We start from the raw sequence: 17,572 nt of genomic DNA on the forward strand, positions 1-17,572 counted from the left end.
AATGCCGAAGATAGTTGAAATAGAGGGAACCCCCAATCGAAATGCGTTGAAATTCATCCTCAAGGAGCCGCTGACCTGGGGGGTAACACGTTCGTATGACAATGCCGAGCAGGCGAAAGGCGATCCGCTTGCCGAAGCGCTGTTTGACATCGATCACGTCACCAATGTGTTTTATGTAGACCGGTGGATCACAGTGACCCAGGATGGCGCGGCTGACTGGCAGGACCTGGCGCGCGAAGTAGCAGATCCTATTCGTGCCGCGCCGGCGGCAGATACCCAGACAGCCGCTACAGTTGCAGCCGCGAGTGCGGAAATTGCAAATTTAAGTCCTGAAGACCAGCAGCGGCTCAAGCTGATCAATGAGATGCTCGATGAGGAGATCCGCCCCTATCTCCAGAATGATGGGGGCGATCTCCACGTGCTTGGCCTTGAAGGCAACAGGCTGAGTGTTCACTACCAAGGTGCTTGCGGCACCTGTCCGAGCTCGATTACTGGCACATTGCGGGGCATTCAGAACATGCTGAGGTCGATAGAGCCTGATCTGGAAGTTGTTGCGGTCTGATATCTGCGGCATACTCCGGTACGCTCACGAACCCGGCTTCAGACTGATGCCACTGTAATCATCTTCCACGGGGGAGCTTTTCCGCTTCTCGAGTCTTTCAGCGGTGTTCATGTTCCTGGCACCGCGTTAGCGACCTGTCGTCCGCTTCAGTATATTTCAGTATATAGTATGCTTTTTGCACAGCGCTCAGTTCATAGCAACTGAACGCATGTGTTGTTTCCGTTCGAAAAGCATATGCTCTGGGTAAAATCTTTTCATATCGTTTTTGTCGTGGCCTGGTTCGCCGGGCTTTTTTATTTGCCACGGCTCTTTGTCTATCACGCTCTGACAACGGACTCGGCAGGCATAGAGCGGTTCAAAATCATGGAAAGAAAGCTCTATTATGGGATCATGACCCCGAGCGCGGTGCTGGCGGTCGTCCTGGGCCTGTGGCTCTGGCTGGGCTATGGCATTACTGGAGCCTGGCTGCATGCGAAGCTCGCCCTGGTGGTATTGCTGATTGCGTATCACGGATACTGCGGCAGACTGCTGGCCGATTTCAAATGCGACCGCAACTGGCATGGCCATATTTATTACCGCTGGTTCAATGAAGTCCCGGTACTCATCTTGATCGCTGTCGTGATACTCGTGGTGGTGAAACCGTGGTGAGCAAAGCGTAGTGATAAGCTGCCAGGGTTATCCAAAAGAACCACTTAGACGCTGTTTATCGAAGTTTCCGGGCAGGTTGCGCCTCCTTTCTCGTCACAATAATGCAAACAGTCACTGTTAATCTTGTCTCTACGTCCGCCCCGCGCAGTTATCCCATCCATATCGGTGCAGATACCCTGACTCAGCCTGAACTCCTCCTGGATTACCTGGGTCAGAAGCGGGTGGCCATTGTCACAAATACTACGGTCGGGCCTTTATATCTCGACAAGTTTCGTGCGGATCTTTCAGTTCATGGGATAGTTTCAGTTCCAATCGTTCTTCCGGACGGTGAGGAATACAAGAACTGGGAAACTCTCAACCTCATTTTCGATGCTCTCCTGACCCATCGCTGCGAACGCAATACACCGGTCATCGCCCTTGGCGGAGGAGTTGTGGGAGATCTGGCCGGTTTCGCCGCCGCCACCTATTTACGAGGTGTGCCGTTCATTCAGGTACCTACCACACTTCTGGCACAAGTCGATTCCTCAGTTGGCGGTAAGACCGGGATCAACCATCCGCTGGGCAAAAACATGATCGGGGCGTTTTATCAACCCCAGGCCGTCATCGCGGATACGTCCACGCTCGATACGTTGCCCGATAGGGAACTGCGCGCCGGCATAGCCGAGGTCATCAAGTATGGCCTTATTCGCGATCCGGCATTCTTTGACTGGATTGACTCTTATGTTGAGACCCTGCTGGAACGTGACAGTTCGAGGCTTATAGAAGCAATAGAAAGGAGTTGTCAGCATAAAGCCGAAGTTGTGGAGGCAGATGAGCGCGAGAGCGGCATGCGTGCCTTGCTGAACCTGGGACATACTTTTGGACATGCAATCGAGAATGCCATGGGTTACGGCAACTGGCTTCACGGGGAAGCAGTGGCGGCGGGAACGATGCTGGCAGCCGAGGTATCACGACGTATGGGTATGATAGGTGAGGGGGATGTGGATCGAATCCGAAATCTCTATGTGAAGGCCGGGCTGCCGGTGATTGCCCCGAATCTCGGTCCGGAAAAATATTTGCGTCTGATGGGACTGGACAAGAAAGTACAAGGCGGGAAAATGCGTTTCATACTGCTCGAGAATATCGGCCGGGCGGTGGTGCATGCGGATGTTCCGTCCGCGATACTGACCGAAGTTCTGACGGAATGTACGGCTAATGCATGAGCTGGCATCCTATGCGGTATCGCCTGCCAACTCACGCGGACGCCGCATTGCCGAAGAGCCCTCTCCCGGTCGCACGCCTTTTCAGCGCGATCGCGATCGCATCATTCATTCCACCGCTTTTCGCAGGCTTGAGTACAAGACCCAGGTTTTCGTCAATCATGAAGGGGACCTGTTCCGCACGCGCCTCACGCACAGTCTCGAAGTGGCGCAGATCGGCCGTTCCGTAGCCCGGAATTTGTGCCTGAACGAGGATCTGGTTGAGGCCATCGCGCTGGCGCATGATCTTGGCCATACCGCCTTCGGTCATGCCGGGCAGGACGCGCTGAACGAGTGCATGAAGGAATATGGCGGCTTTGAGCATAATCTGCAATCCCTGCGGGTGGTGGATGTGCTGGAGGAGCACTACGGCGCATTTGACGGGTTGAATCTGTGCTTTGAAACCCGCGAAGGCATTCTCAAGCATTGTTCGAAGAAAAATGCGCTGGAACTGGGGGACGTTGGCGAGCGCTTCCTCACGAATCATCGGCCTTCGCTGGAAGCGCAAGTCGCCAATCTGGCTGATGAGATCGCTTACAACAATCACGACGTGGACGACGGCTTGAGATCCGGCCTCATTATGCAGCAGCAACTTGAGGAGGTCGGCATATTTGCGCGTCATTTGGCAATGGCCAGACAGCAATACCCGAAAATCTCGGGCAGGCGGCTGATCCATGAAACGGTACGGCGCATGATCAATACGCTGGCGGGAGATTTGATCAGACAAAGCGCAGTGAATATCGAGCAGGCAAGTCCCGCCACCCTGGACGAAATCCGGATTGCCCCGCCCCTGATCGGATTCAGCAGGGAAATCGCACAAGAGCAGCAGGAGCTCAAAAAGTTCCTGCGGGAGCATCTTTACCGGCACTACAAGGTATCGCGCATGAGCGCAAAGGCACGGCACATCATCCGCCAGCTCTTTGACGCATTCAGTTCGGATATCCGGTTGCTGCCCCCGGAATTCCAGTCCAGATCTCAACAGGACAAGCATCAAGCCATCGCCGACTATATCGCAGGCATGACGGATCGTTATGCCATTCGTGAATACCGGCGTCTTTTCGTTGTCGAGGAAAGCTGACAGATCGTTCCTATCGTTGCCCTTTTCGCGAATGACCTCGTCGGCCATTCATGGTAAGATGGAGAGTTGAAAGAGAACCTAACGGTTCCGGGGTCCCGACAGTCCCCAAGGCATCCATTTCCACTGGTAGCTCCATTGATAGATCGAGCATCCGGTTTTACTGATTTTTGCGATTGATCGGGTCTGAATGACGAGATTGAAGAACGATACTCTGCTCAAGGCACTGCTGAGGCAGCCCACTGAATACACGCCCGTTTGGCTGATGCGGCAGGCCGGGCGCTATCTCTCCGAATATAATCAGACGAGGGCTCGTGCGGGCAATTTTCTCGCGCTCTGCAAGAATCCCGACTTCGCCACCGAAGTTACGATGCAACCTCTCGCGCGATTTCCTTTGGATGCGGCCATCCTGTTTTCGGATATTCTGACGATTCCTGATGCGATGGGATTGGGATTATATTTTGCGGAAGGAGAGGGCCCCAGGTTCGAGCGCCCCTTGCGCGAAGAGTGGGAGATCCGGGCTCTTACCGTCCCAGATCCTGCTGTTCATTTGCGCTACGTCATGGACGCGGTTTCGCAGATACGCAAGACTCTGGATAATCGGGTTCCACTGATCGGGTTCTCCGGCAGTCCGTTTACGCTTGCCTGCTATATGGTGGAAGGGGCCGGCGGGACAGATTTCCGACAAATAAAAACCATGCTGTACCGCCGCCCTGATCTGTTGCATCACATTCTCGATATCAATGCGCAGGCTGTTACCGCTTATCTGAACGCTCAAATCGAGTCCGGCGCGCAGGTAGTAATGATTTTTGATACCTGGGGTGGAGCGCTTTCCCATGCCGCTTATCAGCAGTTTTCGCTGCGATACATGACCCAGGTACTGGCCGGATTGAAGCGGGATCAGGGGGCTGAACGTATTCCGAGCATTGTTTTTACCAAGGGCGGGGGGCTATGGCTCGAGAGTATCGCAGACAGCGGGTGTGATGCAGTAGGACTGGACTGGACCGTGAATATCGCAGACGCCCGGCGACGCGTGGGCCACAAAGTTGCCTTGCAGGGCAACCTTGATCCTGCTGTATTATTTGCTGAACCGGGGGTAATTGCTGCCGAAGTGGAACAGATTCTTGCGGGTTTTGGCGAAGGCAGTGGGCACATCTTCAACCTGGGACATGGCATATCGCAGTTTACGCCGCCCGAAAATGCGCTTACGCTGGTCGAAGCGGTTCACAGCCTCAGCCGCAGATTTCATCGTACGGATGCAGAGGGAAGCAGCAGTTTCGGCAGTTAGCGGATAAACAGAATTTTTTCACATTGAATCTACATGATATTTCTGTAGGTCTGATTGTTTGGAACTCTTCACGTGCGCATACTTATTATTGAAGATGATCGGGCAATAGCCAGTAATCTGTACGACTTTCTCGAAGCCCGCGGTCACAGTGTCGATGCGGCGGCTGATGGGATCACGGGGCTGCATCTTGCGGTTACACAGCAGTTTGATGGCATTTTGCTTGATCTGGGATTACCGGGTGCGGATGGTATAACACTGTGCCGGAAGCTTCGCCAGGAAGCGCATCTCGATACCCCGGTCCTGATGCTGACAGCGCGCGACACGCTGGAAGACAAGCTGAAAGGTTTCGATTGCGGGGCGGATGATTATCTGGTCAAACCCTTCGCCTTGAAAGAAGTTGAAGCGCGGCTGGTTGCCATGCACAAACGTCGAAAGGGCAAGGTTACCAGTCGAACGCTGGAAACCGAGGATCTTTCCTTCGATCCGAAAACCCTCACAATCCGCTTCGCGGGCGCGAACGTCAAGTTGCCGCCGAAATGCATTGGCTTGCTTGCAGTCATCATGAGTGAGCCTGGCCGCGTTTTCAGCCGCAGGGAACTCGAATCGGAAGTATGGGGGGATGTGCAGGAAACCAGCGATACCCTCCGCAGTCACATGCACGAGCTTCGCCGCGCATTGACGCGCGCAGGTGGCTATGATCCAATCGAAACCGTTCACGGTCTCGGCTATCGGCTTTCCACGCGTGCCCGTAATTAGGCGTGGGCTTCGCCTTCGTGTTGCGCTCGCGTTTGCGATATTCTGTATAGTCGTTGTCGGAACGCTAGGTGTCAGCCTGTATATCGCTTCCGATGACATCGAAGAAGCTCATATCGAGCAGATCATCGAAACCGAGATGGATTATCTGCTCCAGCGCTATCGCGAGCATGCGGACTTCGTGCCGCAGGAAGGTTCCAATCTCGAAAAATATATCATACACGATCCCTCCGAAGAATCTCGCCTTCCTTCCTATCTGCAGGGGCTGAGTTACAGGCGGCACAAGGTTTTTCGCGGCCCGGAGGAAGTCCGGGTAGCGGTCCATCACGTGGACGGGGTCAAGTTTCTTGTCGCCTATGAAATAGGTCTGCACGAAGCGCGGCAACGGGAATTGAAACTGCTCATCGTCCTGTCGCTCATTTCCGTCGTGGGTGTCGCAGTCGTGGTGGGATATCTGCTGGCCGGAGTGCTGGTCAAGCAGGTGACTGATCTCGCCGAGCAGGTGAGGCATCTCGCGCCGGGTGACATCCAGGGGGAAACGCTTACCCAGCCCGGGCAGGATGAAGAAGTGGCGCAGCTCGCGCGCGCTCTGGATGACTATCAAAGCCGCATAACCCGCATGCTGCGCAGGGAACAGGAGTTTACCGCCAATATAAGCCATGAGCTGCGCACTCCGATTACAACTATCCTGACAAGCTGTGAACTGCTGGTCGCGGAACCGAATCTCTCGGAAAGAGCGCGCATGCGCATCGGCATGATCGAAAGCGCCGCAACCCGCATGGGCGAGCAGTTGCAAGCCCTGTTATTTCTTGCGCGCGAGCAGTCGCTCGGGGTAATGGAACCCGTGGACCTGGCCGAGTGTGTTTACGATGCGGCAGAATCGATATGCGGGGAGATCTATCGAAAGCATCTTACATTCGAAGTCACGGTGGAACCGAAAGCCATGCTGACCCTGAATCGGCAGGCGATTCACACGGCCCTTGTGAATCTGCTGCGCAATGCGGTGCAATATACCAATAGCGGTTTCATACGGGTAAATTTCAAAGGCAATCGTCTTTCGATTTCCGATTCCGGTATAGGTATTGAGCCTTCCTATCTACCCCTCCTGTATGAACGCTTCTTCCGCGGTTCAACGCAAGGTGAAGGCCTGGGCATAGGACTTGCTATCGTCAAGCGCATCTGCGACTACTATGGATGGAGCATAGAAGTCGAAAGCATGCCGGGACAAGGCGCGACCTTCCATATTGTATTTCCCTGACCCTCGTTTTTCCTGGAGAAAAGCATTTCCCTGCAGGTTTCCCTTGACTACCCGACATAGCGGAAGCTCTACAGTTCTCGCTATTCGATCTTCTGCAAAATCCGCGCTTTGCGGACTATTTCCACCCCTTTCTCCTTCCTGAAGACGCCACTTTTTAGTGATCGGACCGGCGGGATGCCTGCCTCATCCGATAAGGGTGCTCGTTTAAACTCTGTTTATCGGGGTATTTATCTTCACGAATTCTTCACAAGGCGTGTGTTAATTTGATACCTGAGTAAATACCTGAGTAAATTCCTCTGTTATTTTAAGTCAATGAATCGAGTTTATTTTAGTTAAAGGGAATCCTATCAACAGGTCAGAAGGCGTCACGAAGAAGAGGAGTAAAAATTATGCCAGCAGCAATAGACAAAGATGAAAATATTCAGAAAGAGGGAAAGAGGATCGAGTTGGTGAAGGATTCTCCAAAACAGTTTGCAGCTTCCGCCGCGGTAAGCGCACCGGCTCACGCGGATAAACGGGCGGATGTCAGCACGCTGCACGGGGAGCGGACTGGAGCCCAGGCGCAGGAAGCCTCCGTTTCTTCCTTCAATGAAGAGGAAGTGCTCCATGACCTGCAGCACTATCTGCCCTCGCAGGCTCCGCTGAAGGACTTTATTCATCATAATACATTACACGCGTTCCAGAACTATACCTTCCATGAGGGAACGCGTCGCGCAAAAAAAATATTCGGATATTTTCCCTCTCTTCAACTTCGTGAATATAGAGACCTGTACGAAGCCGGGCGTATCCGCAAGGATATTCTTGAGCGGGTCATTTCCGAGCAGAAGGGCGCACAGTATCTTGAGGATTGGATGCAGCGGCTGCTTGAGAAGGAATATGACGATTCCGTTTCCCCCCGAATAGGCAAACTGAGAGCGAACTGGAAGCGCCATTATCCTATTGACCTGGACCTGATGGTTCACCCGCTTCTGTTCAGAATCCTGTGCAGCTACCTCGATCAGGGAATTTCAATATGGGGTTTCCCAATAGGCCACAAGGGTTTTCTTGCGGCCTTGAAGGAAATGGAAGAAAAAAGCTTTACCAGTTTCTTCAAGACGAAGAGAGCTAAAAAGCTTTTGGTGTCTGGAAACTGCAAGATGGAGGATCTGCTGAAGCTCCTGGTGGGGGATGAAACCCTCTATGCGCAGTATCTGTTTGACCAGCAGTTTGCGCACCCGGGTTGGTCGGGCATGGTAGCTTCCGTCGAGGCCCAGCCTGCCTCTCTCCTGAACCCGAAGAACATTACCGTTCATGACCTGGTTGTCTTCGAGCTTTTGCTTGAGATTGACGCGCTCGATTCCTATTTCGGAGAAAGTTGGGAACCCATTGCCCGCATTCTGGAAGAGCGGCCCGAACCGTTGTTCGCCGATGTGCCCGAGACTGAGGTCGATACGGTTTTTTCCCTTTGGCACGATGCTTTTGAGTGGACGTACTACGATCAGGTGTTGGCTGGAATAGCTTTGCAGGACAAGACCTGGGAAAGAAAGATCGAAAACAGAAGTTTCCAGACGTACTTCTGCATCGATGACCGGTTGACATCGTTCCGCCGTTACCTCGAGCAACTGGATCCGGATTGCGAAACGTTCACCACCGCCGGATTTTTTAACGTCGAACTGTATTATCAACCCGAGAACGGCAAGTTTTACACGAAATGCTGTCCCGCGCCGGTCTTCCCCAAATTCCTCGTCAAGGAAATCGGTAATAAGCAGAAGATAAAGAAGGAAGTACATTTTTCCAAGCTCACGCATTCGCTTTTCCAGGGCTGGTTTATCTCCCAAACCATCGGGTTTGTGTCGGCCCTGAGATTAGCCTTGAATGTATTCAAGCCAGGCGCGATGCCTGCCATGGCCTCCTCTTATTCCCACGTGGACAAGGACGCGAGGCTCACCATCGAAAACAAGGACCCGAACGACAAGGAAAACGGTTTGCAGATCGGGTTTACGATTGACGAGATGGTCCAGCGCGTTCAGGGTGTCCTGACCAGTACGGGCTTAAACGGGGTAGATAAAACCTTTGCTCCCATCGTTTACATGATTGGCCACGGCGCGTCCAGCGTAAACAACCCTCACTATACCGCCTATGACTGTGGCGCATGCGGTGGCCGACCCGGATCGGTGAATGCCCGGACGTTCTGTTACATGGCCAACCATCCCAAGGTAAGGGAGGCTCTCAAAGAGCGGGGCGTCGTTATTCCGCCCACTACCCAGTTCCTCCCGGGTCTGCACGACACCACGCGTGACGAAGTCGCCTTCTTCGATGAAGAGATTCTCTCCGAGGAAAACGCCGGAAAACATAGGAGGAATACGCTCGTCATCAATGAAGCGCTCGATCTTCACGCGAAGGAGCGGTCCAGAAGATTGGTATCCATTGATACCAAAATGAGTCCCAAGGAGATTCACGAGGAAATTCGCAGGAGATCGGTTTCGCTGTTCGAACCCCGGCCGGAGCTCAATCATGCGACCAATGCGGTAAGTATTATCGGCAGACGGAGCATTACGGAAAACCTCTTCCTGGACAGGCGGGCGTCCACGAGCACCTATGACTACCGCACTGATCCCGAAGGTAAGTTCCTCACCATGTCCATGGGCCCCATTGCGTTGGTTATGGGCGGTATCGACCTCGAGTATTTTTTCTCCCGGACCGACAACCACAAAATGGGTGCCGGAACGAAACTGCCGCACAACGTCATGGGTCTGATCGGGGTGGCCAACGGCGCGGACGGCGATTTGAGGACAGGGCTTCCCAGCCAGATGATCGAGATTCACGATCCCGTCCGTCTCCTGGTCATCATCGAACATTATCCCGATGTGGCATTGAAGGTGATCAAGTCGCAGACGGCAAACTATTCCTTTTATGAAAACTACTGGGTGCACTGCGTGGTCGTGCATCCGGACACCGGTGAGCTCTGGCTGTACAAGGACGGTAGTTTCTCTAAGATTTACAAGCCCCTGTTGAACGATCTGGAAACCGTATCGGATCTGAGCGCATTGATGGAACGGGCTAAGAAAGCGGAATCGATCGAAACCCTGGATGCGGTTCAAGAGAATTTACCTGTCTACTTTATCGAGAAGAAGGAGAGAGTGAAAAAATGACGATGCCGCTGCTAACCTCGCTGCTTGGGTTATTCATAATCATCCCGTTGATCGGGTTTGCGCTCACCATGCTCGTGCCGAAAAAGAATGAGGACGCCATTTCCTGGATAGCCTACTCCACTGTCGGTTCGCACATGGTTTTGGCCTGGATATTCCTGGTCCTGTGGCTGTTCGGCGGATACCCGACGCTCGAGACAATTGAGCTTATCCTGTATAACACGGAAAGTTACAAGTTTTTCATTTCATTCTATTTCGACAAAATTACCGCGGTTTATCTGTTCGTCGGTTCCTTTCTCTGCTTTCTGGTTACCGTCTACTCCAGATGGTACCTTCATCGCGAAAGGGGCTATAAGCGGTTTTTCAACACCATCCTGTTCTTTTTCATCGGCTACAACATCATCATTTTCTCCGGTAATTTCGAGACGCTCTTCATTGGTTGGGAAGTTCTGGGAATCACGTCCTTCCTCCTGATCGGGTTCTACAGGGAGCGGTATCTGCCGGTAAAAAATGCGCTCAAGGTATTCACGGTGTTTCGCGTGGCGGATATGGGTTTGATTCTGGTCATCTGGATGAGTCATCATCTGTGGCATGAAAACATTACGTTCTCCAAGCTCATGCATCCGGAACTGGTTGCACAGACTCTTGAGGGCAACACGACATTGGGGATTTTGATCGGGTTGATGCTCCTGCTGGCGGCCGCCGTGAAATCGGGTCAACTTCCATTCTCTTCCTGGGTGCCCAGAGCAATGGAGGGCCCGACCCCGTCGAGTGCAATCTTTTACGGATCGCTCTCGGTTCACCTGGGTGTCTTCCTTTTGCTGAGAACGTTCCCATTCTGGGAAAATCAGATCGTTGTGGTAGCGCCTGTGATTCTTCTTGGCGTGGCGACCGCCGTAGTCGCGACCCTTATTTCACGCGTACAGTCCTCGATCAAGACGCAGATCGCCTACTCTTCGGTGGCGCAGATCGGCATCATTTTCGTGGAAGTGGCGTTAGGGTTTTATGATCTTGCCTTGATCCATTTGGCAGGAAATGCATTCTTGCGGACGTATCAGCTTCTGGTTTCGCCATCAGCCGTGACCTTCCTGCTCCGCGATCAGTTCTACAACTTTGTTCCAAGGGAATACATCGACAAGCACTCCACATCCAAGCAAATCGAGTATGCGGCTTATATGCTGAGCGTGAAGGAGTTCAACCTCGATTCGTTCATGTATTTCTTCTTCTGGGATCCCGTGAAATGGATCGGCAGGAAGCTGAACCTGGTGTTATCCGGAACTGGCGGTTTCGTTATCGCTACTACACTTTTCCTCGTCGGCCTCGCCTGCCTGTACTACGAACAGTCTTTACCGGCCGGGGTCCAGCAATTCCTGCCGACACTATTTGCCTTCATCGCCCTGATCGTCGTGCTGAAGTCTTTCTCGGAAAGAATGAGTCCCCAGTTGAGCTGGTACTTCGTCATCATGAATCATCTCTGGGTCGCGCTCGCCATCTCGTTTTACGACGAGGTTACGACCCGGGAGATCGTCATTTATATAAGTGGCATCCTCCTTTCGGGTCTTGTGGGATACGCGTGTCTGGCACAACTGAAATCACTCGAGCGGAAGGTGGATCTGAAGGAACCTCAGGGTCAGGGTCATGTCTATGAATACCCTACCCAGGCTTTCATTTTCCTGCTTGCGTGTCTGGGCCTGATGGGTTTTCCTATTACGCCATCGTTCCTGGGAATAGACCTGATCTTCACCCATATTCACACGGACCAGATCGTATTTGCATTCATTCTCGCACTGAGTTTCATCATCGTCGGTCTCTCTCTGGTGAGAATATATTCGCGGGTTTATCTTGGACCTCATGTTAAGACTTACCATGCCGTCCCCTTCAAAAACTCGTGAACGTGAAATCATGATATGAAAGTGGGAGTCCACGGATAGATCTGATGAAATGAAAGGCGCCGGCTTAAACCCAGGGAATCAGAAGCCATGCGAGAGAAATCCTGGAATAAAGCCGGCGCTTAACAAGTATCTACAAGGGGGGGTTATCAGGAAATAAGGAGGTGCCCGAGTAATGAATAATAAGTGAACGCCTCAGAAGGTTTCGGAAGATGTGTCCCTCTTCCGCGAGGGAGTAATAGAGGCGTAGACAAATTCATTTCTGACCGACTTCAGCGCACGTAATGAGGCCTCATCAGAGGCAATAAAAGACAAAGTATGCGAAGCCTCACACTTCGAAAGAAAAAAGATGCGGGGGTGTGTAGAGGGGGAAGAGGGAAATGCGGGATGGTATTCCGTACTTTGAGCAACTCCTCTGAAAGGGGATGGATAAAGGATGAATTATATCACAAATGTGAAGACGTATGGCGCAGGACACGAAAACTTGGTTGAGATGAAAACACACATGTTTTATAGACGAAAAATACCGCGCATGAGGCTCTTCAAACCCTCTGGATAAGCCTGCTGCTGAGAAACCTGGCAGGCGAATGGAAATTAATGGAAATATGAGACTTTTTTATTCAGGATATTAAAATCCAATTAACAGGAGTTATCACTGATGAGTTCAGCTAATGCAGCTACTGCTTCTACCGCTAAACTGACAGTACCGAAAGATGGTCTGTCGGGGATGTTGGAGAACTTCCGGTACGATTTTATGGCCGGATTCTTTGTCTTCCTACTGGCTCTGCCGCTTAGTCTAGGTATCGCCAAAGCTGGTGATTTTCCACCCGCAATGGGCGTGCTTACCGCCATGATCGGCGGGCTGGTAGTCGCGTTCTTTGCCGGTTCACAACTAACCATCAAAGGCCCGGCAGCGGGCTTGATTACCATTGTCGCAGGCTGCGTTGCCGAAGTCGGCGGCGGTCCGGAAGGGTGGAAAATGGCCCTGGGCGTCATGGTCGTCGCGGGCGCGCTGCAAGTCGTCATCGGCTTTATGAGGGCAGGTTCGCTTAGCGATTTCTTCCCGTTATCGGCGGTGCATGGAATGCTGGCTGCGATCGGGCTTATCATTATTTCGAAGCAGGCGCACATCCTTCTCGGAATAGACCCGGCGACCCTGGCGGGAATGGGACCTGTGAAGCTTTACGCGCATATTCCCCATTCCATCATGAATCCAAACGTGCCTGTGGCAATAGTCGGGATACTCAGTCTGGTCGTCCTGTTTGGATTGCCTAAGATAAAAAGCCCTTTAGTAAAGAAAATTCCAGCTCCAATGGTTGTATTGCTGATAGCTATCCCCGCTGCTATCGCGCTGGATTTCAAGGGAACGCAACCCGCTCATATCCTTGTGCATATCGGTGATTTCTGGAAGGAAATTGCTTTTAACGCCGATTTTTCGCAAATTGGAACAGGGGCGTTCTGGAAATACGTGATCATGTTCCTGCTGGTGGGAAGTCTGGAGTCCTGTCTTACCGTCAAAGCAGTTGACAGTCTGGATCCCTGGAGGCGGCAATCCAATTTCAACAAGGACTTGATCGCCGTCGGTGCCGGCAATACACTCGCCGCTGTAGTGGGTGGATCCCCAATGATATCGGAAGTGGCACGTAGTTCAGCCAACGTCGGTTTTGGTGCACGCACGCGCTGGGCCAATTTCTTCCATGGCCTCTGCCTGTTTGTCTCGATGCTGTTCCTGATCCCCGTGATCGAGATGATTCCGAATGCCGCGCTGGCAGCCATGCTGATCTTCGTAGGCTACCGGCTGGCCTCGCCGCACGAGTTTTTCAAGACCTACAAGATTGGCAGCGAGCAGTTGACGATCTTCCTGGTTACGATTGCAGTGACAGTCGCCAGCGACCTGTTGATGGGTATCGGAGCAGGTATTCTCGTCAAATTCGTCTTCCATATCGTAAATGGCGCATCGCTTGGCAACCTTTTCTCGGCGCGCTATCAACTGAAGCAGACGGGAAATCAGTACTCCATGAACGTTCAGGATGCCGCAATATTTTCCAACCTGATCGGTTTCAAGAAAGTACTGGCCAAGTTTGAACCAAAAAAGGAAGTCGTTCTTGATTTCAGCCAGGCAACGCTGGTCGATCATACCTTCATGGAATTCCTGGAGCATTTCGAAGAGCAATATGTCGAAAACGGTGGTACCGTGACGGTAACAGGCTTCGATCGCTTCCAACCTTTCTCCGCCCATCCGCTCGCGGGAAGAAAGGCGAAGAAGGAAAAAGTCAGCGCTACCGCACCCTCGCTTGATAGTAGCGCGTCGAGGGAGTGATGCCTGACCAGCAGGCTTCGTAATAAAAGTAATAGAAGCACGATGGACCGTATCTCCGGTCCATCGTGCTTTTTTTTTGACTTATGGAAAAGAACGTATCGCAGCTTTTATGATACTCAGTGCCTGTTTCATCCCGCTTGTATCGAACGGAAGTAAGCGGATTGATAACCGCTACTGGATTTTCGTCCGGGAGGAAGAAGACGGAATGCGATTCGTGCTTAACGAAGTGATGAGTTTATGGTAGAGGTCAATGCGGCGTACGCTAACCTTGTTCTCCCGCATCGCATCCGCCAATGCGCACCCTGGTTCGCCTGAATGGCGGCAATTATTGAACTTGCATTTGCCGATGTAGGGACGGAATTCCCTGAATCCCCAGGCAATATCTTCAATGCTCAGATGCTGCAAGCCGAACTGCTGAATTCCCGGAGAATCTATGATTCGGATATTTCGGTCGAGATGGTAGAGCCGCGCATGAGTTGTCGTGTGGCGACCTGCGTGGAGGGTGGCGGAAATGTCGGCAGTGGCACGCTCAGCGTCAGGAACAAGCGCATTGATGATGGTAGATTTTCCCATACCGGACTGGCCCACCAGTACGCTGAGATGGTCTTCCAGATAGGGCAGCAGGGGTTTTACGTCGTTTCTGGCGCAAATGGGCAACAGAGTATAGTCGAGCTCCCGATAGAGTGAGAGTCCGTTAAAGGCAGCTCTGCTAGGCCCTACCAGGTCTGTCTTGTTGAGTACGATCAGAACACTGAGCCGTTGGCTTTCGGCGGCAACCAGGCAGCGATTTATCAGCTCCTCGCTGAAGCTTGGAACTGGCGCCACTACAATGATTACCTGGGTGGCATTGGCTGCAATGAGTTTTTCGCGGGAGAGATCACTTCGGTATAAAAGAGCGCTACGCGGTAAAATCCTTTCGATAACCCCCTGCTCAGAGGCCGTTTGATAGATTTCAACCCGATCACCGCATGCCGCCCCACTCTTTTTTCCGCGTAACACGCATGTGAGCGTCGAGTCATCGGCGGTTTTAACGAGGAAATGCCTGCCGAAGGCCGCTACGATTTCTCCCTGAAGAGGAGGTGAGGTAACTGATGGGCGGCCAGGCGATCTCAAATTTGAAAAAGGGTGTCAATTTTCGCGGCGCAAATAAAGTCATTCTCCGACAAACCACCGATAGCATGGGTTGTGTATTCCACCTGACATTTGTTGTAACCGACAGTAATGTCGGGATGATGGTCCTCCCGGTGGGATATCCATGCTACAGCATTAACGAATGCCATTGTTTGATAGTAGTTCTTGAAGCTGAATTCCTTGCGAATCGTTTTTCCAAGATAATTCCAGCCATCAAGCTGCCGCATCAGCTGAGTTATTTCCTCTTGTGACAAAGGAGGCATCGCTCCTTCACAAGGCTTGCATTGTTTTGTAGCGAGATCATTGACAGTGGTATCCATTCGTGCTCCTGCTGATCAATATAGAACAAAGTTAATTATGCGCCAGACTTCTCAACCGCGCTATCCTCAGCGCGGCGGGCGGGTGCGAATCATAAAATGCCGAGTGCAGAGGATCCGGCGTGAGTGTCGATGCATTGTCCCGATAAAGTTTCAGAAGCGCGCGCACGAGGTCGGCTGCGGAAGCATTGTGGGCGGCATACTCATCCGCTTCAAACTCGTGTTTGCGCGAATACAGGCTCGCCAGTGGCTGAAACAGGAAAGTGAACACAGGCATTATCAGGAAAAACAACAACAACGCCATTGCCGTGGAGGGCACTGTCGCAACCGATACACCCAATCCCTGGTAAAACCAATCCTGTTGCATCAGGTAGCCGAGCCCCCAGAGAAACAACAGACTCATGGCGAAGGTCCAGACAATGCGCTTTATGACATGGTGACGCCTGAAATGCCCTAACTCGTGCGCCAACACCGCTTCAATTTCCTGTGCATCCAGCCGGGACAGCAGGGTATCGAAGAAAACAATCCTTTTTGTTTTGCCGAATCCTGTGAAATAGGCGTTGCCATGATTGCTACGGCGCGATCCATCCATCACGAAAAGACCGCTGGACTTGAAGCCGCATTTCCGCATCAGCTCTTCAATCCGCGTCTTCAAGGAAACATCGTCCAGCGGAGTGAATTTGTTGAAGATAGGGGCGATCCAGGTAGGGAAAATCGCCAGCACCAGCAAGTTGAAGATCATCCATGCCAGCCAGGCATAAAACCACCAGTATTCACCCATTCTTTCCATCAACCACAGGACGGCAAGCAGCAGCGGCATGCCCAGCACGATTCCCAGGGTAAACCGTTTTGCCAGATCAAGGAAGAACATGCGCGGCTTCATTTTGTTGAACCCGAACTGCTCTTCTATCACGAAGGTGCGATAGTAACTCAGGGGTACGCCCACTACACTCGCCAGGAACACAACACTTGCGATAAGCGCCACCCCCTGCATCAATGGATCGCTCGTCCAGTTCGATACAGCGGTATGGAGAGCGTTCAGCCCGCCTCCGAGGGTGAGTATCAACAGCAGCACAACATCGAGCAGGATGCTGGCGTATCCGAGACGGGTTTTTGCACAAGTATAGTCAGCTGCTTTCTGGTGCGCCTTCAATGATATCTGTGACGAAAAATCCTGCGGAACCTGATCGCGATGTGAAATGACGTGATCGATGTGCCGTTTCGCCAGCCACATTCGCATAAGCGAAGTGACGGCTAGGACGATAAGAAAAATGATAGTGAAAATAGGCATGTGCAAATGGGAGTTGTACTGCCCCAAATCAGGATTTACGGTTGAAGGATGACTGATCAATAGTGATATGACACAATTACATGTCGAAAATTCAGGGCGATTCAATTATGACACAAGACAATGGCCGCCTCATCTGGATCGATATGGAAATGAGCGGGCTCAGCCCGGACAGGGACCGCATACTCGAAATCGCTCTGGTCGTAACGGATTCACAGTTGGATGTTCTTGCGGAAGCCCCGGTGCTGGTCTTGTCGCAATCTGAATCGGTGCTCGAGGGAATGGATAGCTGGAACAAATCCACGCATGCAAAATCGGGCCTGGTGGAAAAGGTGCGGGCATCCGGGCTGACGGAAGCCGAAGTGGAAGTCCGTATGATTGCTTTTCTTCAAGAACATATTTCTGCCGGAGTTTCGCCAATGTGCGGCAATTCGATCTGCCAGGATCGGCGTTTTCTGGCACGCTGGATGCCGCGGCTGGAAGCCTACTTCCATTACCGGAACCTCGACGTAAGCACCTTGAAGGAACTGGCAAAACGCTGGAAACCGGAAATTCTGGCCGGCGTGACGAAACAGTGCAAGCATGAAGCGCTGTCGGATATATACGACTCCATTGCGGAGCTGAAATATTACCGTGAACATTTCATGCAGACAGTAGAGCCATGAGCCGGGGCGATA

At 52.2% G+C, this 17,572-nt stretch carries 14 protein-coding genes; 11 read left to right on the forward strand and 3 right to left on the reverse strand.

The annotated features are described in order from the left end of the window. Position 1 precedes the first annotated feature (1 nt). From BMY01_RS09590 to BMY01_RS09635, 10 genes are all read left to right on the forward strand, one after another. A complete protein-coding gene (locus BMY01_RS09590) occupies positions 2-562 on the forward strand; it encodes a NifU family protein (protein WP_074746800.1) in 561 nt (186 codons plus the stop codon). 234 nt (positions 563-796) lie between these two features. Continuing rightward, entirely contained in the window at positions 797-1,210 is a 414-nt protein-coding gene (gene hemJ / locus BMY01_RS09595; protein ID WP_074746802.1) for a protoporphyrinogen oxidase HemJ, read from the forward strand. 101 nt (positions 1,211-1,311) lie between these two features. Beyond that, positions 1,312-2,412, forward strand: coding sequence for a 3-dehydroquinate synthase (aroB, locus tag BMY01_RS09600; protein WP_074746623.1), 1,101 nt, complete (start codon positions 1,312-1,314; stop codon positions 2,410-2,412). Beyond that, the gene (locus BMY01_RS09605; RefSeq protein ID WP_074746625.1) at positions 2,405-3,526 is read left to right on the forward strand and encodes a deoxyguanosinetriphosphate triphosphohydrolase; all 1,122 of its coding nucleotides are present in this window, start codon (positions 2,405-2,407) and stop codon (positions 3,524-3,526) included. The genes aroB and BMY01_RS09605 overlap by 8 nt, the downstream gene beginning before the upstream one ends. A 187-nt stretch (positions 3,527-3,713) precedes the next feature. After that, positions 3,714-4,811, forward strand: a complete 1,098-nt coding sequence (gene hemE / locus BMY01_RS09610) for a uroporphyrinogen decarboxylase (protein ID WP_074746627.1) — start codon at positions 3,714-3,716, stop codon at positions 4,809-4,811. Between the two features lie 72 nt (positions 4,812-4,883). Next, positions 4,884-5,567: a response regulator transcription factor gene (locus BMY01_RS09615; RefSeq protein WP_041352815.1), complete on the forward strand. Its 684-nt coding sequence runs from the start codon at positions 4,884-4,886 to the stop codon at positions 5,565-5,567. Further along, entirely contained in the window at positions 5,506-6,822 is a 1,317-nt protein-coding gene (locus BMY01_RS09620; RefSeq protein WP_254772687.1) for a sensor histidine kinase, read from the forward strand. Before BMY01_RS09615 ends, BMY01_RS09620 begins: the two co-directional genes overlap by 62 nt. 389 nt (positions 6,823-7,211) lie before the next feature. Then, a complete protein-coding gene (locus tag BMY01_RS09625) occupies positions 7,212-9,953 on the forward strand; it encodes a YbcC family protein (RefSeq protein WP_074746631.1) in 2,742 nt (913 codons plus the stop codon). Continuing rightward, on the forward strand, positions 9,950-11,842 hold the full coding sequence (locus tag BMY01_RS09630; RefSeq protein WP_074746634.1) for a proton-conducting transporter transmembrane domain-containing protein: 1,893 nt from the start codon (positions 9,950-9,952) through the stop codon (positions 11,840-11,842). Before BMY01_RS09625 ends, BMY01_RS09630 begins: the two co-directional genes overlap by 4 nt. Positions 11,843-12,497: 655 nt before the next feature. After that, positions 12,498-14,159, forward strand: a complete 1,662-nt coding sequence (locus tag BMY01_RS09635) for a SulP family inorganic anion transporter (RefSeq protein WP_074746636.1) — start codon at positions 12,498-12,500, stop codon at positions 14,157-14,159. 171 nt (positions 14,160-14,330) lie between these two features. Here BMY01_RS09635 and rsgA read toward each other — a convergent pair whose 3' ends face one another. The 3 genes from rsgA to BMY01_RS09650 are packed head-to-tail and all read right to left on the reverse strand — an operon-like array spanning position 14,331 to position 16,898. Beyond that, positions 14,331-15,272 carry a ribosome small subunit-dependent GTPase A gene (gene rsgA, locus BMY01_RS09640; protein WP_074746637.1) on the reverse strand — a complete coding sequence of 314 codons (942 nt, stop codon included), beginning with the start codon at positions 15,270-15,272 and terminating at the stop codon, positions 14,331-14,333. Continuing rightward, positions 15,269-15,610, reverse strand: a complete 342-nt coding sequence (locus BMY01_RS09645) for a 4a-hydroxytetrahydrobiopterin dehydratase (RefSeq protein WP_074746639.1) — start codon at positions 15,608-15,610, stop codon at positions 15,269-15,271. The genes rsgA and BMY01_RS09645 overlap by 4 nt, the downstream gene beginning before the upstream one ends. Before the next feature lie 31 nt (positions 15,611-15,641). Further along, a complete protein-coding gene (locus BMY01_RS09650) occupies positions 15,642-16,898 on the reverse strand; it encodes a M48 family metallopeptidase (RefSeq protein WP_074746641.1) in 1,257 nt (418 codons plus the stop codon). Between the two features lie 107 nt (positions 16,899-17,005). Between BMY01_RS09650 and orn the strand changes: the two genes are divergently transcribed. Beyond that, positions 17,006-17,560 carry an oligoribonuclease gene (gene orn / locus BMY01_RS09655; protein ID WP_074746804.1) on the forward strand — a complete coding sequence of 185 codons (555 nt, stop codon included), beginning with the start codon at positions 17,006-17,008 and terminating at the stop codon, positions 17,558-17,560. Positions 17,561-17,572 lie beyond the last annotated feature (12 nt).

Source organism: Nitrosospira multiformis (genome assembly GCF_900110185.1).
Taxonomy (GTDB): Bacteria; Pseudomonadota; Gammaproteobacteria; order Burkholderiales; family Nitrosomonadaceae; genus Nitrosospira; species Nitrosospira multiformis_A.